This window comes from Mediterraneibacter agrestimuris (assembly GCF_943193195.1).
Classification (GTDB): Bacteria; Bacillota; Clostridia; order Lachnospirales; family Lachnospiraceae; genus Schaedlerella; species Schaedlerella agrestimuris.
On record NZ_CALPDG010000037.1, the window covers coordinates 14,815 to 37,087 of the forward strand.

At 41.5% G+C, this 22,273-nt stretch carries 25 protein-coding genes and 1 riboswitch; of the genes, 7 read left to right on the forward strand and 18 right to left on the reverse strand.

The window, feature by feature from the left end; genetic code table 11:
• Positions 1 to 64 precede the first annotated feature (64 nt).
• The 6 genes from NFS18_RS14780 to larB all read right to left on the reverse strand — a co-directional run bounded on the left by NFS18_RS14780 (position 65) and on the right by larB (position 4,173).
• Positions 65 to 1,243 (reverse strand): HAMP domain-containing sensor histidine kinase, encoded by a 1,179-nt coding sequence (locus NFS18_RS14780; protein WP_251391587.1) that lies wholly within the window; start codon positions 1,241 to 1,243, stop codon positions 65 to 67.
• A complete protein-coding gene (locus tag NFS18_RS14785) occupies positions 1,231 to 1,905 on the reverse strand; it encodes a response regulator transcription factor (RefSeq protein ID WP_251391589.1) in 675 nt (224 codons plus the stop codon). Before NFS18_RS14785 ends, NFS18_RS14780 begins: the two co-directional genes overlap by 13 nt.
• Before the next feature lie 82 nt (positions 1,906 to 1,987).
• Positions 1,988 to 2,305: a type II toxin-antitoxin system RelE/ParE family toxin gene (locus tag NFS18_RS14790; RefSeq protein ID WP_251391591.1), complete on the reverse strand. Its 318-nt coding sequence runs from the start codon at positions 2,303 to 2,305 to the stop codon at positions 1,988 to 1,990.
• A 3-nt stretch (positions 2,306 to 2,308) separates the two neighbouring features.
• On the reverse strand, positions 2,309 to 2,575 hold the full coding sequence (locus NFS18_RS14795) for a type II toxin-antitoxin system Phd/YefM family antitoxin (protein WP_251391593.1): 267 nt from the start codon (positions 2,573 to 2,575) through the stop codon (positions 2,309 to 2,311).
• 217 nt (positions 2,576 to 2,792) lie between these two features.
• Complete coding sequence (locus NFS18_RS14800) at positions 2,793 to 3,359, reverse strand: tRNA (mnm(5)s(2)U34)-methyltransferase (RefSeq protein ID WP_251391595.1); 567 nt, start codon at positions 3,357 to 3,359, stop codon at positions 2,793 to 2,795.
• Between the two features lie 64 nt (positions 3,360 to 3,423).
• Positions 3,424 to 4,173, reverse strand: a complete 750-nt coding sequence (gene larB, locus NFS18_RS14805) for a nickel pincer cofactor biosynthesis protein LarB (RefSeq protein WP_251391604.1) — start codon at positions 4,171 to 4,173, stop codon at positions 3,424 to 3,426.
• 253 nt (positions 4,174 to 4,426) lie between these two features.
• Here larB and NFS18_RS14810 point away from each other — a divergent pair, with 253 nt between their 5' ends.
• Together NFS18_RS14810 and NFS18_RS14815 are read left to right on the forward strand one after the other, a co-directional pair.
• Positions 4,427 to 5,008: a helix-turn-helix domain-containing protein gene (locus NFS18_RS14810; RefSeq protein WP_251391607.1), complete on the forward strand. Its 582-nt coding sequence runs from the start codon at positions 4,427 to 4,429 to the stop codon at positions 5,006 to 5,008.
• Positions 5,009 to 5,218: 210 nt separating this feature from the next.
• Positions 5,219 to 5,389, forward strand: coding sequence for a hypothetical protein (locus NFS18_RS14815; RefSeq protein WP_251391615.1), 171 nt, complete (start codon positions 5,219 to 5,221; stop codon positions 5,387 to 5,389).
• 108 nt (positions 5,390 to 5,497) lie between these two features.
• Here NFS18_RS14815 and NFS18_RS14820 read toward each other — a convergent pair whose 3' ends face one another.
• Complete coding sequence (locus NFS18_RS14820; protein ID WP_251391617.1) at positions 5,498 to 6,055, reverse strand: manganese efflux pump MntP; 558 nt, start codon at positions 6,053 to 6,055, stop codon at positions 5,498 to 5,500.
• 197 nt (positions 6,056 to 6,252) lie between these two features.
• A riboswitch (FMN riboswitch) is annotated at positions 6,253 to 6,401 on the forward strand.
• A 201-nt stretch (positions 6,402 to 6,602) separates the two neighbouring features.
• On the opposite strand from NFS18_RS14820, the gene NFS18_RS14825 reads away from it, so the two are divergent.
• The gene (locus NFS18_RS14825; RefSeq protein ID WP_251391626.1) at positions 6,603 to 7,229 is read left to right on the forward strand and encodes an ECF transporter S component; all 627 of its coding nucleotides are present in this window, start codon (positions 6,603 to 6,605) and stop codon (positions 7,227 to 7,229) included.
• Positions 7,230 to 7,283: 54 nt separating this feature from the next.
• Here NFS18_RS14825 and NFS18_RS14830 read toward each other — a convergent pair whose 3' ends face one another.
• Entirely contained in the window at positions 7,284 to 8,645 is a 1,362-nt protein-coding gene (locus NFS18_RS14830) for an MATE family efflux transporter (RefSeq protein ID WP_251391628.1), read from the reverse strand.
• A gap of 210 nt (positions 8,646 to 8,855) precedes the next feature.
• On the opposite strand from NFS18_RS14830, the gene NFS18_RS14835 reads away from it, so the two are divergent.
• Positions 8,856 to 9,638: a cell wall hydrolase gene (locus tag NFS18_RS14835; RefSeq protein ID WP_251391630.1), complete on the forward strand. Its 783-nt coding sequence runs from the start codon at positions 8,856 to 8,858 to the stop codon at positions 9,636 to 9,638.
• A 46-nt stretch (positions 9,639 to 9,684) separates the two neighbouring features.
• On the opposite strand, the gene NFS18_RS14840 is transcribed toward NFS18_RS14835, so the two are convergent.
• From NFS18_RS14840 to NFS18_RS14850, 3 genes are all read right to left on the reverse strand, one after another.
• Entirely contained in the window at positions 9,685 to 10,287 is a 603-nt protein-coding gene (locus NFS18_RS14840; protein ID WP_251391632.1) for an HAD family hydrolase, read from the reverse strand.
• 29 nt (positions 10,288 to 10,316) lie between these two features.
• Entirely contained in the window at positions 10,317 to 11,069 is a 753-nt protein-coding gene (locus tag NFS18_RS14845; protein WP_251391634.1) for a peptidyl-prolyl cis-trans isomerase, read from the reverse strand.
• A gap of 94 nt (positions 11,070 to 11,163) precedes the next feature.
• A complete protein-coding gene (locus tag NFS18_RS14850) occupies positions 11,164 to 12,720 on the reverse strand; it encodes an ABC-F family ATP-binding cassette domain-containing protein (protein ID WP_251391636.1) in 1,557 nt (518 codons plus the stop codon).
• A 484-nt stretch (positions 12,721 to 13,204) separates the two neighbouring features.
• Here NFS18_RS14850 and NFS18_RS14855 point away from each other — a divergent pair, with 484 nt between their 5' ends.
• The 3 genes from NFS18_RS14855 to NFS18_RS14865 are packed head-to-tail and all read left to right on the forward strand — an operon-like array spanning position 13,205 to position 14,851.
• The gene (locus NFS18_RS14855; RefSeq protein ID WP_251391638.1) at positions 13,205 to 13,792 is read left to right on the forward strand and encodes a TlpA family protein disulfide reductase; all 588 of its coding nucleotides are present in this window, start codon (positions 13,205 to 13,207) and stop codon (positions 13,790 to 13,792) included.
• An 11-nt stretch (positions 13,793 to 13,803) separates the two neighbouring features.
• Complete coding sequence (locus NFS18_RS19970; protein WP_331477713.1) at positions 13,804 to 14,004, forward strand: CD1871A family CXXC motif-containing protein; 201 nt, start codon at positions 13,804 to 13,806, stop codon at positions 14,002 to 14,004.
• Between the two features lies 1 nt (position 14,005).
• Positions 14,006 to 14,851, forward strand: a complete 846-nt coding sequence (locus tag NFS18_RS14865; RefSeq protein WP_251391668.1) for a 4Fe-4S binding protein — start codon at positions 14,006 to 14,008, stop codon at positions 14,849 to 14,851.
• On the opposite strand, the gene mgrA is transcribed toward NFS18_RS14865, so the two are convergent.
• The 7 genes from mgrA to NFS18_RS14900 all read right to left on the reverse strand — a co-directional run bounded on the left by mgrA (position 14,829) and on the right by NFS18_RS14900 (position 22,061).
• Entirely contained in the window at positions 14,829 to 15,836 is a 1,008-nt protein-coding gene (mgrA, locus tag NFS18_RS14870; RefSeq protein WP_251391640.1) for an L-glyceraldehyde 3-phosphate reductase, read from the reverse strand. The genes NFS18_RS14865 and mgrA overlap by 23 nt on opposite strands.
• Positions 15,837 to 15,941: 105 nt before the next feature.
• Complete coding sequence (locus NFS18_RS14875; RefSeq protein WP_331477715.1) at positions 15,942 to 16,280, reverse strand: SDR family NAD(P)-dependent oxidoreductase; 339 nt, start codon at positions 16,278 to 16,280, stop codon at positions 15,942 to 15,944.
• A gap of 84 nt (positions 16,281 to 16,364) precedes the next feature.
• Entirely contained in the window at positions 16,365 to 18,650 is a 2,286-nt protein-coding gene (locus NFS18_RS14880; protein ID WP_251391657.1) for a CotH kinase family protein, read from the reverse strand.
• A 15-nt stretch (positions 18,651 to 18,665) separates the two neighbouring features.
• Entirely contained in the window at positions 18,666 to 19,337 is a 672-nt protein-coding gene (locus tag NFS18_RS14885; protein ID WP_251391659.1) for a DUF4956 domain-containing protein, read from the reverse strand.
• 31 nt (positions 19,338 to 19,368) lie between these two features.
• Complete coding sequence (locus NFS18_RS14890; RefSeq protein ID WP_251391660.1) at positions 19,369 to 20,040, reverse strand: polyphosphate polymerase domain-containing protein; 672 nt, start codon at positions 20,038 to 20,040, stop codon at positions 19,369 to 19,371.
• A 111-nt stretch (positions 20,041 to 20,151) separates the two neighbouring features.
• Positions 20,152 to 21,390 carry a sensor histidine kinase gene (locus NFS18_RS14895; RefSeq protein WP_251391662.1) on the reverse strand — a complete coding sequence of 413 codons (1,239 nt, stop codon included), beginning with the start codon at positions 21,388 to 21,390 and terminating at the stop codon, positions 20,152 to 20,154.
• Positions 21,387 to 22,061, reverse strand: a complete 675-nt coding sequence (locus NFS18_RS14900; RefSeq protein ID WP_251391664.1) for a response regulator transcription factor — start codon at positions 22,059 to 22,061, stop codon at positions 21,387 to 21,389. The genes NFS18_RS14895 and NFS18_RS14900 overlap by 4 nt, the downstream gene beginning before the upstream one ends.
• Positions 22,062 to 22,273 lie beyond the last annotated feature (212 nt).

Sequence of the window (22,273 nt, forward strand, 5' to 3'; positions counted from 1 at the left end):
GAAAGCAAAAATACTCTCCATGTGTTTTCATAGAGAGTATAAATAGTAATTATCTACTTTTTATCTACAAGGCTGGGATTTGAAAAAATGCAGATACTTTTGCACCGTTTGAAATATCATCAATCCTCAAGTATCCGCCATGGTGTTCACAGAGTAATTTACAGATATATAAACCAAGCCCAAAATGTTCAGAGTGGTTTGTTTCTTCTGTGAAATACGGAGCTGTCACATTATGCAGACCATGTTTATCAAAGCCTTTTCCATCGTCTGATACCGAAAGCGAAAAAAGGTTATCCTGTAAAGCAAAAGATAGTGTTACCGTGGTGTAAGCATACCGTACAGCATTTGAGATCAGATTATTACATACCTGTAAAATAAACGAACTATCAAGAGAAAGCTGCAGCTCGGACACTCCATTTTGCAAAAGAAGCTTTTTTCCATTCTGTATGCATACAATCTTTGCGCTTTCATACAGAGAAGAAATAAATGGCTGCAAAGAAACAGACTTGTAATCTGGCTGTGTATCTTCCATGCGCTGAAGATTGCTCATGCTGCTTACATAAGTTTCCAAACGGCATATGTGCTTACCCATAGTGGCTGCTATTTCTTTTGTCTGAATATGTTCGCTTGCTTGCAGCATTTCATTATACCCCTTTAATACTGTAAGCGGGGTACGCAGATCATGAGCAAAAGCAGCGTTAAGCCGTCCTCGCTCCTCGACTTGCCGCCACATTTCAGAAAAGTTATTTGCAAGAGTAGTCCGCATGATTTCAAAGGAAGTACATAACTGCCCTAGTTCGTCTTTACTATCATATTCGATTAAAAATTCCAAGTCGTTGTTTGATATTTTTTCAGATGCTGCCCGCAATTCTGCAAGTGGTATTTTCAGTTTATTTCTATAAAACAGTAAAGACGCTGCTATGATACATAAGGCAGAATAAACAGGTACGGCAATCATAGGTAATAGTTCCAACAGAGCTATTATGTGTTCGTCCTGTTTAGATATTGGAACAGTCGTATCACCAATAAAAGTACCATTTCCCAACTGTTCCCCCTGTTCATTTGTCAAATAATACTTTTCACCAGTTAAAGGATACGATGATTTAATCTTGCCAGCGGCATAATCACATATCGAAAAAGTCACTACTGAAAGAATAAGAGCAATTACAGCATAAGCAATAACATAAAGCATAAGGCTTTTTCGGAGAGATAAATCCCGCCCGGAACACTTTATTTTATCCATTTGTAGCCGCACCCCCAAACTGTTTCAATATATACCCGGTCTGTATATGCAGCGATTTTTGTCCGTATCCTGCGGATATGTTCTGCTACAACACTGCTATCCCCCTCACTGTCATAACCCCAAATACGCTCGTAAATACGTTCTTTATCAAAGACCTGTCCCGGATTTTGAGATAACAGCTCTACAATATCAAATTCCTTTTTGGCAAGACCAACACGCTTATCGGCAAAAAACAGACAGCGTTCCAAGTAGTCAATCGTCAACTCTCCGGAAAATTTTACCTGCGCTTCAAAGCTATGCCGCATTTCCCGGCGCAAATGTGCAGCTACCCTTGCTTCAAGCTCCATAAGCGAAAAAGGCTTAACAATATAATCATCACCACCAGCGGCAAATCCTTTTACCTTATCGGTATCTTCAATTCGGGCAGTCAGAAAAAGGATAGGGCAGGATAAATAATTACGAATGCGTTCACAAACTTCTAACCCGTCAAATTCGGGCATATTGATATCAAGCAAAATAATGTCCGGCTGTCGTTCTATTTGTTTTAATGCTTCTTTTCCGTTTGTAGCAGATAATACAAGATAACCTTTGCTTTCAAAAAAGCTGCAAAGCATTTGCACAATATCTATTTCATCATCAACTATCAATATTTTCCTATTCATTTTTGTACCTCCTAAAAATGAATATAGGCATAAAAAATCGCCATCCGATTGTAAGTGACGATTTCTGAAAGTTATTTTGTTGTTATCGAATGAGCCAACTATAATCCTTACGGCAATCTAAAATATAGTCAATATAAACCGTATCGTCTTGAATTTGATAGAGAACAAGATACCACTTTTCAATAAACATCTTGTGATATTTATTTGGTGTAATATATAGTTCCTCAAAAAACGGAAAACGCTGCGGCATCTGGCAAAGAGAACGCATAGCGGTCATAATTTCTTTCTTTTTTGCCGCCGCTGCTTCTTTATTTACCTGTGCCATAAAACGGATGTGCGTTCCCAACATTCGTTTCGCCCTGTCGGAAACAATGACTTTGTATTTCTTGCTCTCTGCCATACACTACACCTCTGCAATCACATCATCAAGGTAAGCATCCAGTTCATCAAGCGTACATCCAACTCTGCCTGCCATTCTATCCTCCTCAACCGCTAAGAGTTCTTCACGGAGCTTTAGCATTTTTTCTCTGCGGTTATAAGTTTCAATATCCATAACGACTAAATCCCCCTCGCCATTCTTGGTAAGGAAAACCGGTTCTGCGGTCTTTCTGCACATATCGGCAATCTCATTGTAATTCTGGCGGATTGCCGCGGATGGACGAATATTCATAACAAAACCTCCTTGTATTTATTGGATAGTAGTATTCTACCCATATTATACTCATTTCATACAATGCAGTCAATACGCACAGAAAAATTTACAAAGCTTTGAGCACCGTAGGTGTGAAAAGTAGCAACAATTCTGCCATTTTGACCGCGCCTTTATATCTCTGGCAATAACTTCTCCCCTGCCCCACACCAGGCAGGGGAACAACTAAATAATATATTTACCGTAGCCGAATAATAAACACCGGCAGCGGCGGATCATTTTTCCGATTATAATAGCTGCTTACGATCACCAGCCATTTCTTTGTATCCAAACCTTTGACAAATGCCAGCAATGCATCCCGTTCCTCATATCCAGTATCACCGCCGCTATAAATACACAAGTTCATCACACCGCCCACTTTTAACAGCTCCAGTCCCTGCCTCACTGCCGGCAGGCTCGTCTCTGCCCTGGTTGCAATCCGATGATCCCCTCCCGGAAGATACCCAAAATTAAACACGATTACTGCGACTTCTTCTCTCACATACTCCAGCATCCGTTCGTGTCCGCCGCAAATGAGTACGGCACGCTCTGACAAGCCTGCCTGCTCCAACCGCCGCCGGGTATTCGTCACAGCCTCTTCCTGTATATCGAATGCATATACTTTACCGTACTCTCCTGCCATACGGCACAAGAACTCGGTATCATTACCATTTCCTGCCGTCGCGTCTATACAACAGTCATTCTCCTGAATATAATCTTTTAAAAAATGATGACAGAACTCTGTAATCTGATACTGCTTCCCCATTGATCTTGCCCCCATAAAACCTGCATATTTGTGTTCGCCCCATTCAGCATTTAGCTATTAAAATCTAAATGTTTTCCACTGCTAACCGATTAATCTGTGTCGCCATATACCCGGCGCCGTACCCGTTATCAATATTCACTACAGCAATTCCGTTTGCGCAGGAATTCAACATCGTCAAAAGCGCAGATACTCCTCCGAAATTCGCCCCATACCCTACTGAAGTCGGAACTGCAATAACCGGACGGCTCACCATGCCTCCGATCACACTTGCAAGGGCTCCCTCCATTCCGGCTACAGCTACAATGCAGTTCGCCTGTTGTATAGTTTCCAGTCTGGACATTAAACGATGTATGCCGCTGACTCCCACGTCATAAATCCGCTCCACATTTGCCCCGAAGAATTCCGCCGTCTGGGCAGCTTCTTCCGCCACTGCAATATCTGCCGTTCCTGCTGTACAAACCGCTATTTTCCCGACCCGTACTTTTTCTGTTTTTTCTATCTTCAATATATGAGACAAAGAGTCATATACGACATTCGGCAATTCCTTCCGAATAAATTCGTATTGTGACTCTGTTGCTCTTGTTCCCAGAACTTCTCCTTCTGTTTCGTATATTCTTTTATAAATACTGAGTAAATGTTCATCTGCCTTGCCGCTGCAAAACACCACCTCTGCAAATCCGGTCCGGCGCTTTCTATCCGTGTCCACCTTTGCATATCCCATTTCCTCGTAATACCCTTGCCGCAATATAATTTCCGCTTCCTGCACCGATAACGCACCGGTTTGCACCTGTTCCAAAATCTGCTGTACACTCATACTTCTCCGTCCTTTCATCTTCAAAGTACAGTATAGCATGTATTTCCAGTCCGGAAAATATGCATTTCAATTATTTCTTGGCACAAACTTTTGGAAACTACTATTGTAACTTACACAGGGAAACGATATAATTAACCGCAAAGAGCAGTTTTTAAGCCCTGCAAAATCATTTTTACACGAAAAAAGGGCAATGTCAAAGGCTTTTGACAGACGAAAAATATATATTCATATACAATAAAGGAGAAGATTCAAGATGGATATTGGATTACAAATCAAAAAATTTAGAGAACAGCAAAAAATTTCTCAAGAGGAACTGGCTCTTAAAGTATTTGTTTCAAGACAAACAATTTCAAACTGGGAAACAAATAAAAGTTGTCCAGATGTTAAAAGTTTAATAATTCTATCCAATATCTTCAATGTATCTTTAGATAGTTTTGTAAAAGAAGATATAAAGGAGATGAGAGAAATTATTGAAAAAGAAACAATTAAAAAATTTAATGTAATGAGTTATGTTTTCCTTGCCGGATTGATAATCACAACTATAAGTGCTTATCCTTTATTTAGTATTGAAGGGTATATTGGAGTTATTATCTGGCTATGCTTGTTCGCTGTAACACTATATACAGCAAATAAGATTGAAAAATTTAAAAAAAATCATAACATTCAAACTTATAAAGAAATTTTGGCATTTATTGATGGAAAACAATTAACTTACGATGAAACACAACAAGAATTAGGAAAAAGAAATTATCAAACAATCATATTTGCATTTTTAGCAGGCGTAATCGCACTTATTATATGTATAATTGTAATTTTTATTTTCCAATATTTTTAAATTAAGAGGAGGAAGAAGCATGGAATTTTGGATTATAATGATAGCTTTTATAGCTATGGGCGGAACTTGTTCATTAGCAGGTACATGGTGGGATAGAAAGAACAGAAATAACAAAGAAGAAGAGAAATAATAAAATTTACATTTTATCCAATGTGATTAATTGAAAGGATATAATTACAACGAAAAATTCATTTGTGTAAGGAGCAAAAAATGTTTAATTCATTTTACAAAACAGTTGTTGTTGAGTGTTCATCTGGTGTAGAAAATATGGCAAAAGAAATTGAAAAAACAGCTGAAGAAATGTTAAAAAAAGGCAGTCATAAATTGGTCACTATGTCAATGGTTGGGACTGATAAAGCAATTTTAGTCTTTAAGCTGTAATTTAACAGACTCATGACCTACATCCAAAGGGGCAGTCGGAACATTTCAGGACAGCCCCTTTGGATTTTATATCATTCAAGCAGCTGAACTTGTGTTGCCGGATTATACTCATAAAACGCCAAGACCATCAAGCAAGGTTTTCAGACCGATCAGAATCAATATCACACCACCGCACAGCTCCGCCTTTGTGCGGTATCTACACCCGAAGACACTTCCGATTTTCACGCCAGCCGCAGAGCAGATAAATGTGACTGCACCAATAAAAGAAACTGCCGGGAGAATTGCCACTTTCAAGAAAGCAAACGACACTCCCACTGCCAATGCATCAATACTTGTTGCAACCGCTAGCAAAAACATTGATTTTACGTCCATAGAGGCATCTACCTCTTCTGCATCGCTTAATGCCTCTTTTATCATGCCTCCGCCGATGATTAACAGAAGAATAAAGGCAATCCAGTGTGCCACACTGGTAATCATGTCGGCAAAGAGACTTCCCAGCAAATATCCGATCAGCGGCATCATCGCCTGAAATCCTCCGAACCATATACCCGCAATACACATATGCTTTACCTTGATTTTCCCCAGCGACAAACCTTTACAAACAGACACCGCAAAAGCGTCCATTGATAATCCCACTGCCAGCGCAAATAATTCTGTTAATCCCATATCCTTCATCCTCTTTCTTATGTGATTATTTATCGTCAATCCTCAACAGCGTATTTTCATGTTATAAGATTCTAACATATAAAAAACATTTGTCAAGAAATAGTAACCGTTCAGCCTTTCGGCTGCACTGTTACAAGAAATATTACTTTCCTCTTGCACTCTTTCAGATAAAGGATTATACTAGAAACTATAAAAGAATAAATCTTCGGGGTCGGGTGTAATTCCCAACCGGCGGTATAGTCCGCGACCCGCTTATAGATATATCAATATATAAGCGGCTGAACCGGTGACATCACAACGATGAATTCCGGTACCGACAGTAAAGTCTGGATGGTAGAAGAATTTGATGTGGCAGCGTATAGTGAAAGTGAGTCCCCGGATTTTTGAATCCGGGGTATTTTTATGCTACGGCAAATGCAGAATTGTACGATATGATAAAAGCAGGACTGTCTATCGCACATAACATTTCACTATAAAGGCGCCGCTGCATGAATTTCCATGAAGATTTTCTTTCTTTTAAAATTTATTTTATAGGGAGAGATGAAACATGAGTACTCAATCAAACACAGTTACAAGAACACAATCACGGATCAGTGTCCGCACCCTCGTCAACATTGCAATGCTGGCGGCGATTTCCATTATTTTAATGCTATTTGAAATCCCGCTTCCGTTTGCACCCAGCTTCTATGAAATTGACTTCAGTGAAGTTCCTGTTCTGATAGGGGCGTTTGCCATGGGTCCGGCAGCAGGCGCGGCAATTGAGCTGGTGAAGATTCTTCTGAACTTTGTTGTTACTGGAACCGATACCGCAGGAGTTGGTGAACTGGCAAACTTTATCATCGGCTGTTCCCTCTGCGTTCCGGCGGCAATGATTTATAAAAGACACAAAACAAGAAAAGGCGCCTTGATCGGTATGGGTGTTGGAACTGCCGCTATGGTAGCGATCGGCTGTTTCGTCAATGCATATGTGGTACTTCCCGTATATGCAAAGGCATTTGGAATGCCGATGGACGCACTGATTCAGATGGGAACTGTTGTAAATCCGAATATTACAAATCTGACAGGATTTATTATGTTTGCAGTAGCTCCGTTCAATCTATTAAAAGCAACACTCGTATCACTAGTGGTACTTCTGATCTACAAAAAAATCAGTCCGATCTTCAAAATGAAATAATTATAAAAAAACGTCCATGCGCAAGTATTCATTCCGTGACATGGACGTTTTTTTCTATATATTTGGTTTCTTTAAAATCCGTTTTTTCTTATACATATAATAAATAATAAACAACGCTGCCGTCACTATCCATGTAATCGGATAGCTGTAAATGATCATCTCGATCGTTGGAGCAAAATGCAGTGTTCCCGCGATCCACACCAGTCTCAGTACGCACACGCCGCCCAGCGTAATCACTGTCGGGATCAGCACATCGCCCATCCCGCGCAAAGCGCCGGAAAGTACTTCGATAAACACATAGAAAACATAGCACGGCGTAATCAACGCCAGCATTTCCGAGCCGATCCGGACAACTTCCGCATCCTGTGTAAACAGACGGAACAATGGAACCTTTGCCATGATCAAAAACACTGCCGTAATAATAGAAATCAGAAGCGCCATGCCAAGACAAATATTGACGCTCTTATTCACTCGATCATATCTACGCGCCCCATAATTCTGCCCCACAAATGTAGTGATCGAAATTCCGATCGCACTGATAATCATCCAATAAAGCGCATCCAGCTTGCCGTATGCCGACCATGCGGCAACAGTATCTGTTCCAAAGGCATTCAGCGCTGTCTGGATGATTACATTAGAAATGTTGTACATAACAGACTGAAACCCGGTAGGAAGCCCGATTGCAAGCTGATGTTTCAAAACATTTTTATAAAGACGTATCTGCCGCAGCTTCAACGTCAGAATATCATCAGACTTCATAAGTTTATACGAAACAAGAACGGCGCTGACCGCCTGTGAGATCAGTGTTGCATAGGCAACTCCCACCACCCCCATATGGAATACAATCACCAGTAAAAGATCCAGCAAAATATTGACAAAGCAGCATACGATCAAATAATAAAGAGGTCGTTTGGAGTCTCCCACCGCACGCAGAATGCTGGAACCAATATTAAAAATAAATACAAATAAAATACCGGCAAAATAAATCCTCAGATATAATATGGAATCAGTAAGCAATTCCGCCGGGGTATTCATCCATCTTAAAAATGACGGAGCCAGTATCAGCCCTATAGCTGAAATTACAATACTTCCTATAATAGAAAATGCATATGCCGTATGCAGGCTCTCCCCTACCGATCGCTCATCCCTTGCGCCAAAATATTGAGCAATTACGACAGCAGCACCGGAAGAAAGTCCGGTGAAAAATCCAACCACAAGATTCACAATCTGAGCTGCAGAACCACCTACGCTGGCAAGCGCTTCCTTTCCTACAAACTGTCCTACGATCACGGTATCTATTGTATTGTACAATTGTTGAAAAAATGTTCCAAATACGATTGGAATGAAAAAGAGCAGCAACTGTTTCCAGATAATTCCCTCTGTAATCTGATTTGTCTTTTGAATGTTCTGTTTCATATCTATCCCCTCAAGAACGCCTTAATAAATCTAATATATCATCTAAATATTGGAAAGTAAATATGATAATCTGTTTACTAAACATTATTTCCAACGTAACATTTCTTATTTTATTTTTAATATTTTCGTAATATTTGTAATAAATACAAAGTTTTTGAATATACTTTATAAAAATCAGTTAATATTTTCGTAAAATGGAGGTTGTATATTATGAAAAAACAGAAAAAGAATTTTAGCGTGTTGTTGACCGCCGTCACAACTACCTTTGTTATAACAATCGGTTCCATCAGTCTGGCAGCGGACAAGACTGGGAAGTCCGAAAATACAGCGAATTCCCAAACAACAGGAACTGCTGTTGAAGCTCTTGCCGATGGCTGCGCTGTCAGTGAAGTACCGGCTCTTGCTTCTGGTCAGGCTTTATTTGAAATTCCAGCGCTTGCTGCAAGCAACGCATCATTATCTGTCAAACAAGCCAAAGCCGACTACAACGCCAAATTAGAAGCAGAGCGCAAAGCGGCGGAAGAGGCGGAACAAAAACGCTTAGAAGAAGCCAGAATTGCGGAAGAAAAGCGGCTTGCCGAGGAAAAACGGCTTGCCGAAGAAGCTCTGGCAGTTTCTTCTGACGTAATAGAAACCTCACAGAGTCCCGCAATGGATGTCTCTCCTTCGGAGCAAGAACTTCTCGCTGCTTTGATTTTCTGCGAAGCAGGAAATCAACCCTATGAGGGTCAGGTTGCTGTCGGAGCCGTTGTAATGAACCGTGTCCGAAGCGGTGTCTATCCAAATAGCATTGCTGAAGTGATTTATCAGTCCGGACAGTTCACTCCGGCTATGACTGGATGGCTGGACAGCATACTTGCAAACGGCGGTTATACAGATTCTGCCATGCAGGCAGCCGCAGACGCACTTGCCGGAAGCAATCCGATTGGAGATTTGCTCTACTTTGACTGCGGCGGCTGGGGATACCAGATCGGCGATCACTTTTTCCATTAAATAGAATGTGCCTTAGCACATTCTCGCGCCAATCACAAAAAGGCGGTCAGAATCCGACCGCCTTTTTTACTGCCTCAACATCTCCTCTAAAAACAATTCCGTCCATACCGAGAGCTTGAGAAGCCTGTATATTATCTGCATTATCATCAATAAAGAAACACTCTTCCGGCTTCAGATCAAACCTTTCAAACAACATCTGATAAATCTTTGCATCTGGCTTGGCACATCCCGCCGGACCAGAAAAGAAGATTCCGTCAAACTCTTTCAAAACCTCACAAACTTCAAGTGCATGATCCGCAAAATATACAGATGCATTGGAAAGTAAATAGACGGATATATTTTGTTTTTTCAATTCTCTGACAAACTCCCATGTCTGCAAAATTGGCTGACAGTGAAAATACCAATCTTTGTAAAATGCCGCTGCCTGAGGATGCACACGTTCCGGCAGTTTTGAAAGCGCTGTCTGAATGCAGGTTTTATAGTCTGCGTTTCCTTCATCCAGCGCCTGCCAGTTCTCAAAAAGCGCATCATACATCATTGGAAAATCTTCTTCTGAATCACAGAATTGTTTCAGAATATACACTGGATTAAAAGTTCCGAGTACATTTCCATAATCGAAAACAATATTCTTATATTTCATAATAGACATGCCTTTCCTTCTGACGTGTTTCGTTGTTCTTATTTCTGATTGTATTTCTCACGAAGCTCCTGTACTTTTACCGCATATGCCTCATTCTGTTTCTTTTGAAGCATCGTTCTCTGAATCATTCCCTTTGCTTCCTCATATGGTGTTGCAGAAGACTCATTCCTCTCTTCTACCTTGATCAAATGATAGCCGAACTGTGTTTTCACCGGACCTACAACCTTTCCGATCTCTGCTGCAAATGCCGCGTCTTCAAACTCTTTAACCATCTGCCCTTTTCCGAAAGCACCCAGATCTCCGCCCTTGGAGCCTGACGGACAGTTAGAATGTTCTTGTGCCGCAGTCTCAAATGCCACTGTACCATTTTCAATCTGCTCAAGGATTTCTTTGCACTTATCTTCTTCATCTACAAGGATATGCTTCGCGCGAACAGTCTCACCCTGCTGATACTGTGCTTTATTTTCTTCATAATATGCTTTCATCTCTTCCTCACTGACAGTGAGCTTTGAAATCATATCATGCATAACCATCTGCGCAAGGATATCACGCTTTGCATTGACAATCATGTTTTTGAACTCTTCTGTCTCGTCCAGCTTCATCTCCTCACCCTCTTTGGCAAATAAACGCAGAGCGATAAACTGCTGCAGACACTGCTCACGAAACTGTGGATTGGATAAATATGCCTGCTGTTCTCTCGGCACTGCCTGTAAAAACATGTCAAATTCTTCCTGTGTGATCTCTTCTCCCGCTACAGTTGCCAATACGTTCTTCGTTGTTTCCTGACTCATCTTGTCTCTCCTTCTATATTTCTATTCTTTATATACTTCCCTTTTTTCAAAATATTTTTGAAAATATCTTTGCTCATTGTCCAGGTGGTCTTTCCTACACAATCTTGGTTGTCCACCTGGAACAGTCCCAGACCTCCTGCACAATGTCCTGATAAAATTCCGGTTCATGGCAAATCAAAAGCAATGTTCCACGGTATTCATTCAACGCCTGCTTCAACGCATCTTTCGCATCCACGTCCAGATGATTGGTCGGCTCGTCCAGCATCAGTACATTGGTCTCCCGGTTGATCAGCTTGCACAGCCGTACCTTCGCCTGTTCTCCGCCGCTCAGCACCCGCACCTGACTCTCAATATGTTTCGTTGTCAATCCACATTTTGCCAAAGCAGAACGCACCTCATACTGGGTAAATGATGGAAATTCACTCCAGACTTCCTCAATACAGGTAGAACGGTTGTCTCCTGCACTCTCCTGCTCAAAATATCCGATTGCCAGATTCTCTCCCAGCTCGCAGGAACCTTTTAGCGGCTTCAACAATCCCATAATGCTGCGGATCAACGTTGTTTTACCGATTCCGTTAGCTCCGGTCAGGGCAACCTTCTGTCCCCGTTCTATAGTAAGATTCAACGGCTTCGACAATGGCTCGTTATATCCGATGACAAAATCCTTCGTCTCGAAAATAAATTTACCCGGCGTACGTCCCTGCTTAAAATGAAACTCCGGCTTGGGACGCTCCGCCGCCAGTTCGATCACGTCCATCTTGTCCAGCTTTTTCTGACGTGACATCGCCATATTTCTTGTAGATACACGGGCTTTATTTCTCGCCACGAAGTCCTTAAGCTGGCTGATTTCCTGCTGCTGCCGTTTATAAGCCGCCTCAAGCTGTGACTTCTTCACCTCGTATACCCGCTGAAAATCCGCATAACTGCCCACATAGCGATCCAGCTTCTGATTCTCCATGTGGTAAATGATATTGACCACCTCATCCAGAAACGGAATGTCATGGGAAATCAGAACAAATGCATTCTCATACTCGGTCAGATATCGTTTCAGCCAATTAATATGCTCTTCATCCAGATAGTTCGTGGGCTCGTCCAAAAGCAGAATATCCGGTTTCTCCAAAAGCAGTTTCCCAAGCAGTATCCTTGTTCTCTGCCCTCCGCTCAAATCCGTCACATCTCTGTCCAGACCAAGATCCAGAAGACCAAGCGCCCGCGCCACTTCTTCCACCTTTGCGCCAATAACATAGAAATCATGCATCGTCAGCGTATCCTGAATCATTCCCAGTTCTTCCATAAGACTGTTCATCTCATTCTCGTCCGCTTCTCCAAGATGGTCGCATATTTCGTTCATCTTTTCTTCCAGTTCAAACAAATAAAAAAATGCAGATTTCAGCACATCCCGGATCGTCATGCCCTTTTCCAGAACTGTGTGCTGATCCAGATAACCAATCCGCGTATTCTTCGCCCATTCAATCTTTCCCTCGTCCGGCTGCAATTTTCCGGTTACAATATTGAAAAATGTGGACTTTCCTTCTCCGTTGGCTCCGATCAGCCCGATGTGTTCCCCTTTCAGCAGACGGAAAGACACATCTTCAAAAATTGCCCGGTCACCAAAACCATGAGAGAGATGTTCTACATTTAAAATACTCATAAATCAAAACTCCTTTTCTTCCCTCTGCAAATATGTTACAGTTCACGGCCCAACCGACCGCGAACTGTAACGCATCCAGCCCATTAAAAAGTCGCCTAACGGCGAGGGGCTGGATGCCTAAAACCACAGCTTTATTGGCCAGATGCCTTGCAGCGGGGTGCAAGGCACTGTGAACAGTAACACAAATATAGCATATTTTCTATTAAATAACAATGGAATCTTGACAGTCCTTAATTCTGCCGTGTATGATGTGGGTAAACGTAACAGTTCAGCATAGGAGTTTGCACTTGCTGCAAACTCCGTAAAAATGCGTGACGGGAAATAGAATCCGCCCTTTCACCGCAGGTGAACTTAAAATAGGGCGGATTCAGTGACTATGAAGCCGAAAGGCTGAATAGTTACGGGTAACTAAAATGGATTCTGTAACAGTGCAGTTAAAAGGCTGAGCTGTTACTATAAATATTTGAATCGAGAGGTGTCTGCCATGAAAAATAAATTTCTTTTAATCGGATTATCCGTGATGCTTTTAAGCGCTTCTGTTCTCAGCGGCTGTGGAAAGGAAGTTCCATCTTCTCCTGAAAAAGAAGAAACTGTGTCAAATGAACCAACAGACGAAGCAGCCCCAGATTCTGAATCTACAAAGATTCTTGGAGAATTTTCTACAGTCACTTATGACGGTGAAGCTGTAGATCAGTCGATTCTTGCTGAGGCGGATGTTACGATGATCAATGTCTGGACAACGTTCTGCGGCTATTGTATTGATGAAATGCCTGTGCTTCAAAAACTTTCAGAAGAGTATAAAGAACAAGGACTTCAGATCATCGGGATCGTCAGTGATGTAGATAAAGCAAACGACTCCACTGTAACGGATATTGTTGATACGCTGGGACTTACTTATCCAAATTTACTTTCCTCCGATGATTTGCAGTCACAAATGCTCCAGTATATCCAGTCTGTACCGACTACACTCTTTGTAGATCCGGAAGGGAACGCCATTGGTCAGCTTCATGTTGGCGCGCGGGATGAAGAGGGATGGAGAAAGGTTATCGAAAGCACATTAGAAATACAGTGAGGTGCAGATATATGCAGAAAAAATGGTTATTTAGAAATACAGAGACAGAATACGGATCTTCAAAGAAGTCCTTCCTTACAAAAAATAAAACCAGCCTATTTCTTCTGCTTTTATCCTTTGCTTTTATCAGCATTGGAATTTACCGGGATGAAACGGCAACCGTACTGACTAAATCAATTAATATTTGTCTGGAGTGTATCGGAATTGGCTAACATACTGAACTCTATCAAAAATCATATAAGACTTTGTGTACAGATTGTATTTACTGCAATTACAAACGGGTATTTCTATGGATTTGCAACCGGACGTATTTATACCGGACGCAGCAAGACCGTCTGCGTACCGGGGCTGAACTGTTATTCCTGCCCGGGTGCTTTGGGCTCCTGCCCCATTGGTTCATTGCAGGCAGTTCTGGCAAACCGGAATTACAAATTTTCCTTTTATGTCGTTGGTTTTCTGATTCTGTTTGGTTCCATCTTCGGACGTTTTATCTGCGGCTGGCTCTGCCCCTTTGGACTGATACAGGATCTATTATACAAAATTCCATTTTTTCGGAAACACAAGAACCTGCCGGGACATAAGGCGCTGATCTGGTTAAAATACATCATACTGGCAGTTTTCGTTATAATACTGCCCTTATTTGTGCTGGATATTATCGGACAGGGTTCCCCCTGGTTCTGCAAATACATTTGCCCCAGCGGTACTCTGACAGCCGGTCTTCCGCTTCTTGCTGCAAACGAACCATTGCGCCAGGCAACCGGTTTCCTCTTTCAGTGGAAGCTGTTGATTTTGATCGTCCTAATTCTCCTGTCTGTTGCATTTTATCGTCCATTCTGCAAATATATCTGCCCCCTGGGCGCGGTTTACAGTGTTTTTAATCCAATTGCGCTGTACCGCTACCAGATCGATACTAAACGCTGTATCGACTGTGGAAAATGTAAATCTGCCTGTAAGATGGACATTGATGTCTGTAAAAATCCAAACAGCCCCGAATGTATCCGCTGCGGGGATTGTATTCGGAGCTGTCCGGTAAATGCTATCGGCAGATTGCATCGATAGCAGCCAGTTCTTCTGTTGTAAAAGACAAATTATTTAGAATTTCGATATTCTCACGAATCTGCCCTGGTGTTGATGCACCGATCAGCACAGAGCAGACTTCATCATCTTTCAGCACCCATGAAAGCGCCATCTGTGCTAATGTCTGCCCACGTTTCTGAGCCAGTTCATTTAATGCCTGAATCTTCACAAGTTTTTCCTCTGTCAACACCGTCTTGTTTAAAAAGCGAGAGCCTTTTCCTATCCTGCTTTCCTTGGGAATTCCTTGCAGGTACTTATCAGACAAAAGTCCCTGAGCCAGTGGACTAAATGCAATAATGCCAATTCCCGCTTCTTTACAGTATGTCTTCACATCATCTTCTTCAATCCCTCTGTCCAGTAAAGAATATCTCCTCTGATTCACAATAAATGGACAATGCATTTCCTTCAGCAATTCCACTGCCCTTTTCGTATATTCCAGATTATAGTTGGATACACCTGCATAAAGCGCCTTTCCGCTGCGGACAATATCTGCTAATGCCTGCATGGTTTCTTCCAGCGGTGTCTCTGGGTCCATTCTATGATGATAGAAGATGTCCACATAATCCAACTTCATTCTCTTTAAACTCTGGTCAAGACTTGCCATCAGATACTTTCTGCTGCCCCAGTTGCCATAAGGTCCGTCCCACATATCATATCCCGCCTTGGAGGTGACCACCATTTCATCCCGGTACGGACGAAAATCAGATTCCATAATCCGACCGAAGGTTTCCTCCGCACTTCCATACACTGGTCCGTAGTTATTTGCAAGGTCGAACTGCGTAATTCCCAAATCAAAAGCGGTTCTGCACATCTCCCTGCTATTCTCATAACTGTCCACACTTCCAAAATTATGCCACAGCCCAAGCGAAACTGCCGGAAACTTTAATCCACTCCGTCCCACCCGGTTATACTGCATTTCGTCATAACGAGCCGGATCTGCCTTGTAAATATTCGCGATATCTGCCATCTTACACTGCTCCTTACTATTTTTATGATTATTATAACATTATTATTTTATAATACCATAAATATATGATCATTGCATTGTTCCCATCTTCACTTATTATCCTCTTTAAAAATCCGTATCATATGGCCAGGGCTGACCGCCTGCAATGCATCCTCCATCCACACGTATTTCAGCTCCGGTGATATATGCAGAAGCATCAGATGCAAGAAGAATGCATATTCCAACAATATCTTCAGGATATCCCGGTCTGTCAAGTGCAATTCGGTCTAAAAGATACTTTGAACGAACCGGATGCTCCCATGTCGGAACCGTAAGTGCTGTCTGGATATGTCCCGGACTCACACAATTGGCGCGAATATTATATTTAGCCCATTCTACTGCCATTGATCTCGTAAAAGATAAGATTCCGCACTTTGTTGCACCATATATGGAACAGCCGCCCAGTTGACCAGTTCATCGTCTCTGCGTTTTATGCGTCCAGCTTGTTGACGATAGACAAAGTTTTCTTATATTCCCACTTTCATAATATTAAACTCGCTTCTTGTAAAGAAATGCAGAAAGTAATCCTATAAGCAAAATTGCGACACATACACCAAGCATTATATAGGAATTAGAATTCAATGTGCTTACTTGATTTTCCGTTTGCCCATTGCTATGATCGGGAGGAGTCATTCCTTGCCCGCCATCTCCCTGTGGAGAGCCTTGCATATTGCCACCTTGTGGCATATCGGGCATTTCTCCATCGTTTTGCGGTAGCTGCATATTGTTACCGTCATTTTGAAACTGTCCTTGTGTTCCGCTTGGGTCTGGCGAGCTATTGGTTTCACCGTGATTATCATTTTCCAGTATTTGCAGCAAAGAACTATTTCGTTCATCGCTTGTGTTGGGATTCTTCATATCTGGCATTTGACCTTGACCGTTGTTATCCGGTCTATTCGTACCGCCGCCTTGTCCGCCGCCCATACTGCCCATATCAGAGACAGAAAGATTAGAAGCATCAATGAAAGTTTCTTTATCCTGATTATCAGAAGTGGATGCGATAGTTCCGTTCAGCTGAGAATTTACGCTCTCTGCACGGAGCAGGCAAAATTCTTTGAGTGTATCAATTCCTTTTTCAAATTCTTCATAGGTACAGAATTTTGTAGGATCGCTCTCAACATAGGGAGAAATTATAGTCTTAACATCATCTATCATTTCTGCAAAATAACCCCTGTCCAAATACTGCGAAATAAACTCTGCAAAATACTGATGATAAAGCCCGGTATATTCTTCGCTTTCAAAAATCCAAGAGAGCATCGGTCTTGATTCTACGCTTCCGCCTGATACGGGCGTGTCAATGGGATAGTTTACAAGGCTTGTTGCATCTGAACCGCCCACGAAACCGCCAAATGCAAGATTATAGTCCCACGGAATCATAGAAAGTTGACCGTCTTCTTCATAAAGATAGTAGTTGTGAATCATTGAGCCGGTATAGCTGTCAAAGTTACAGACAAAATTATGCACCACAAAGTAGCGTATGACTTCCTCTACATTCACAACTTCCTCAATGCTGCTGTTTTCATTCAGCTTTTTAAGAGAAACAATTAAACGGTCTTTGTCCGTATCTGAAATGTCCGTCTTGGCATTGTCAAAGATGTTGGAATAGCTGGAGTATTCATCATCAGAATAGATAAGTGAAACATCCGAACTTCCCATTTCACCCATACCGCCACCATTCATACCCGGCATTTGCATACCGCCTTGACCGAAACTGCCGTTTTGTTCCTTAAAAAGACTTGCCAGATTCATCATTGTTTTGCCGTTCAGGAAAGAATCCAAATCTGTTGCAGCTTCTAATGCAGACAGCATTGCTTCTTTGCTTTCATATCCAAGAAGCTCTGCGGTGGAAGATAATGTGTCGCCATCTAAAGATTCCGTCATCTGCTTGAGCTGCTCAAGGGTAATTTCCATATTACCCGGCGGCATTTGACCGCCTTGCATCCCTCCCTGACTACTGTCGTTTGGCTGTTGAATATTACTGTCCTGCTGTCCCATTCCACCGGGCATCTGCATACCACCTTCCATGAATCGGCTGTTATCACCTTGCATATCAGGTTTCGTATTGGCAGACGAATCAGAGTTTTCATTTGTATTATCCTGATCGTTTTCCCAATCATCCATATCAAATTTGCCGCCGTTTCCACGACCGCCGCCCATACTCATGCTGTCGGGCTTATAAAGTTCACCGTAATCATTCCCGTAATTTCTCGAAAGGAAGGATTCTTCTACACCTTCGACCGCAAGATACAAACCCCATTCTTCGCCGTTCACTAAAATTTGAACATAGCTACAAAGAGGAGCGCTTACGCCAAAGTACCCCATCATTTGATAGGTCAAATAGTCTTTCACATAGGTATTATCCTGAATGATATTGTTTAAACTCAGCTTATCAAGACCATAATAAGTGTTTGTTCTATCGTAATGGTCAAACTCAATTTTGAAACTGTATCGGTCATTGCCGTAGTTTTGGACATTTGAGAGTGAGGTATTGCCTTTTGCTCGGATTGCCACGTTTTTATACGCTTCGTTATCAATAATAACTGAACACTGAGCATATTCTTCGTCAGTGCAGGATTCAATAAATTCATCCCAGTCGTCCATAACGATATTGACGGTATGTACCTTTGATGTGTCAAACAACCGGGTTTCATATCCCGGAGCAGAAGAAGACTTTCGAATACCCAAACTTTCGGCATTCATAAACAATATTGTCAGAACAAGGGTTAAGGCGAGAATGACACAGCAAATTTTATCAAAATATTTGTGCGTTGACATAGCTTCCTCCTTCTGTTAACCCATATAATCGCCGTTGTAGCTTACAAGGACTGCACTGTTTACACCGTTCATTTCAGAAAGAATATTGATAAAATCGGTGTTATCCTCTTTCATACGAACTTCCGCATTTATTTCAATCGCTCCTTTTTGAGCTGTTTTACTTTTTACAACACAGCGTTTCACCTGCTTTTTAAGGAAATCCATAGCGGCAATTTCGCTGTCATGATTTTCGCAGCGAATAACAACGATATAAGGATTAAGGTGAGCTTTTTTATTCGCAAATACTAAGAGTACAATACCGATCACTACGCTGCCAAGTACAGCAAGAGGAATCATGCCGGCGGCAAGTACGATTCCGACTGCAATTGACCAAAATAGGAAAGCAATGTCAAGAGGCTCTTTAATCGCAGTACGAAAACGCACAATAGACAATGCACCGACCATACCGAGCGACAGAACCACATTGGAGGTTACTGCCAAAATGACGAGTGTTGAAATCATGGTAAGGGCAACTAAAGTTACACCAAAAGAGGAAGAATACATAACACCGGCAAAAGTCTTTTTATAGATTAAAAAGATAAACATGCCGATGCCAAACGCTAAAGCTAAGGCGATTCCCATATCAAACAAAGAAACGCTTGATATATTTTCCAAAAAGCTGGACTTAAAGATATCCTGAAAACTCATAATAATTTTCTCCTTTTAAATTGTTTTTATTTTAGTCATAGATACGGCAAACTGCATATTTTGAAAATGCCGAGGTGTGCGTCCCCGGAACCTGTACCACATCCCGAATCACTGCGGGCAAAAATTCATCCCACTTTACTTCTAAAATAATAGGTACATTTCCTGCGGGAACCATTACACAATCGAAGGTTAAAAAATCCGTGCCGGTCAACCCCGTTCGGATGTCATAATCAAGTGTTACCCTAACATTACCGGGAGCATATACAAACGGTTCTCTAATATAGTCCACGATGGTTTTTGGCTCAAGTCTTTCGGTTCGCATCTTGTAACAAAGTTCTTTCACAAGCGACTTTTCGCTTTTTGAAAGGCTTGCAATGTCTTTACTTGCGATAAGCCGAGCTTCTTCTAATGTGATGACCGCTTGTTCTTTACTGCATAAACCGTTGACCTTGCTTTTCTTTTCAAGCAGAACTAAAGACAGATCATCATTATAATAGCGGACACGAAATTTTTCTCGTGCATTCACGCCGTTAATTTTTTCAAGCAATGCCTTATCCCGAAAATTGTCAAAGTACAAGCTTCTAATTTTATACCTGCCATTTACGGCGTGACCGTCCTGCTGCATAACGGCGGACAACCGATTGCGAAGCGATAGCATATCCACATAGGAAATTTCGTGTTTCCATTCGTGCCTGAAATGCATAAAATCAACTCCTTTCTTCATCTTATAGTGCCATTATAATGCCGTAACCTTAGTTCAGACTTAGAAAAAGCCCCACAGTATTTTTTACTGTGGGGCTTAATTGTTTTGTTCTTAAAAACGAATGGTAAAGATGATTGTATTGCCGTTTTCATATTCAGCAGTGATTCTGCCTTTGTAAGTTTCAGTAATAGATTGTGCTACCGACAGACCGATACCATAACCTCCATTTTTTTGCGTCCGTGCTTCATCGGCACGATAAAATCGGTCAAACAATTTTTCGGGAGGGACAGGCGGTAACTGCTGACAAGTGTTTTTAAATTGCAACTTTATCCGCTTATCATTTCCCTCAAGGGATACAAATACATTGCCGCCTTCATTTGTATATTTCACGGCATTATCCATCAGTACCGAGATAAGCTGTGTGATATGTTCTTTGTTCGCCCGGAAAGAAATCATTGGTTGAATGCTGGTTTGGAGGGTAATCCCCCGAAGCTTAAGGGTTTCTCTAAAGCATTCGATATGATCTGTAAGCAGTTGACTGAGTGAAAACTCAGACTGAATCAAATTAGCACTACTTTCATCCATACGGGCAAGGGTGAGCAGATTCTTCATCAACTCATTTATCCTGACCGTTTGTTCCTTAATATTTTTACTCCATTTATTTTCGCCGTTGTAAAGTTCCATTGCTTCTGTATTCGATTGAATAATGGCAATAGGCGTTTTGATTTCGTGACCGGCGTTAGTGACAAATTGCTTTTGTTTTTCCACATTTTCAGCAATAGGGCGAATGGCTCGTTTGGAAAGCAAAATTACAAACAACAGCATTAAAAGCCAACAAGCTATACCGATGGCGGCAGAAAGAAACAATACTCGAATATAGGAATATATATCGCCGGAGGTATCAAGGAATACTACAACCTTTCCAAATCCCATTCGGCTGTCCCTGACCATATACTCAAAGCTATCAATTTTGCCCGATAGATCATTTTGAGCATAAATTTTCTCTGCCAATTCTTTGGCGTCTTCTTCACTGACAGAAGATATTCGGCTAACATCTGAATAAACAATATCTCCGTTTCTATCAAATCGAACAACAAAAAAATTTGAGGACATAAAGGTATCATAATCATTTTTCATTCCATATGGTTCTCTCGGCGGCATATCTCCGGGAGCCATTGGAATATTATCGGGATTCCCCTCGTTTTGGGAAATCATTTCAAGTTTCTTATCAAGCTGATTTCCAACATAATAAATATTTAGAATATTAATTGTTCCAAGCAACAGCAACAGCAATGCAGAAATTGCTGTCATTGCAGTTACAATAAACTTTCGCTGTAAAGTCTTAATCATCCAACCACCTCAAGCGTATATCCTACATTGCGTTTGGCAGTAATGGCAACATTGGCTTCAAGAGCCGCCAACCGCTTTCGCAGATATGAAATATATACCCAAACAGTTCCAAGTTCGGCATCGGTATCATAGCCCCACACCTTAACAAGCAAGTCCTCACTTGACAAATAAATGCCTCGATTGAGCATAAATATTTCCATAAGTTGATATTCGAGTTTTGGCAAAACAAAGGCTTGCTTTCCATTTGAAAGTTCATAGCTTTGCATATTGAGAGAAATGTTACTACATTTCAAAATATCCGGTGTAAAAGTTTCCTTGCGACGCAGCATTGCACGGACACGGGCAAGGAGCTCCCCCATAACAAAGGGTTTGGGAAGATAATCGTCAGCCCCCATATCAAGTCCTGCAATTCTATCCTCAACTTCTGCCTTTGCTGTGAGTAGCAACACCGGGGTATTGATGCCTTTTTGCCGAAGAGTTTTCACCACCTCAAAGCCATCTTTCTTTGGCATCATAATATCTAAAATAATGCCGTCGTATTGTTCAGCTAAGGCATAATCCAAGGCTTCTTCTCCGTCATAAACGGCATCCACGATATATTTATGATAAGTAAGAATATCCACTACGGCTTCCGACATACTTATCTCATCTTCTGCGTATAGCAGTTTCATGATACATCACTCCAGTCTATGTCATATTATAGCTACAATAACTTAGTTGTAGCTTAGAGAGTTATATGACTTTACATATATTATACTGATTTTATTCGCTGCAATCAACAGTCCCTTTACTTGAGTTTCCGCAGATTTATCCAAAGAACCCCTAATTCCTTCAGCCTTATTATTAACAATTTTCAAAAAAGACCTAAAATATAAGGAATCCC